The organism is Mesorhizobium sp. M4A.F.Ca.ET.050.02.1.1 (assembly GCF_003997725.1).
Classification (GTDB): Bacteria; Pseudomonadota; Alphaproteobacteria; order Rhizobiales; family Rhizobiaceae; genus Mesorhizobium.
This window is the reverse complement of the sequence record NZ_RZSG01001293.1, coordinates 1-898: the sequence shown is the minus strand read 5'-3', so window position 1 is coordinate 898 and position 898 is coordinate 1. Positions and strand designations below refer to the sequence as shown.

Sequence of the window (898 nt, the reverse complement as noted above, 5' to 3'; positions counted from 1 at the left end):
GGCGCCGTCGACATGCAGCCACATGCCCTCGCGTCCGGCGATGCCGGCGATCTCGGGCAGCGGATCGATCGCGCCGGAGACGATGGTGCCGACAGTGGCGACGACCGCGATGGGGATTTGTCCTGCCGCGCGATCGGCGGCGATGGCTGCCTGGAGAGCGTCGGGTCGCATCCGGAACTGGTCGTCGACGGGTATCAGGCGCAGGTTCGCCCTGCCGACGCCGATGAGCGCCACCGCCTTGGGTATGGACATGTGCACCTGCTCGGACGCATAGACCACGCCGCCGCGCACTCCCGTTTCATTGGCCGGCAGCTTTGCTTCCCGCGCCATCGCCAGCGCCATCAGGTTCGCCGCCGAGCCGCCGCCGCAGAGGCTGCCGGTGAAACCGGCGCAGCCCACGGCCTGCGCCAGCCATCCGACGACGGCGTGTTCGATCGATGTCGCCGCCGGCGCGGATCGCCACGAGGACACGTTCTGATTGAGCACCGCCGCCAGCAATTCTCCCACCGCCCCCACCGGCTCGCCGGAACCGAAGACGTAGGCGAAGAACCTGCCAGCGGATGGTCGCGCATGCTCGGCGATCAACTTGAAGTCGTGCAGGACGTCCCGGCCCCTGCCCTCCTCGGCCCAGGGCCGCGAGAAGAGTTCGGTTGTCTCCCTGCCGCTGGTCGACGGATAGGCCGGACGGTCATCGAGCGAGGCCCAATAGGTCGTGGCGAGGTCCATCGCCTCGTCCGCCAGCCGCGACAAATCCTGATTGGAGATTTCGAGCGCCTTCATAGCCCTGCCCCCTTGATGCATGCGAAACCACTGGACTTGATTAGCACAAAACCGGCATCGCCACCGGCAAGGGTTTTCCGTCAGACCGGCAGCGGCGGATCCGCCGGCTCCCCGGGAT

Annotated in this window: 1 protein-coding gene; it reads right to left on the bottom strand. The window is 67.7% G+C overall.

Going from position 1 to position 898, the window contains the following annotated elements; translation table 11 throughout:
• Positions 1–780, bottom strand: a 780-nt coding sequence (locus tag EOA33_RS37015; RefSeq protein WP_245482583.1) for a pyridoxal-dependent decarboxylase, incomplete at its 3' end; no start/stop codon positions are given.
• Positions 781–898: the final 118 nt, after the last annotated feature.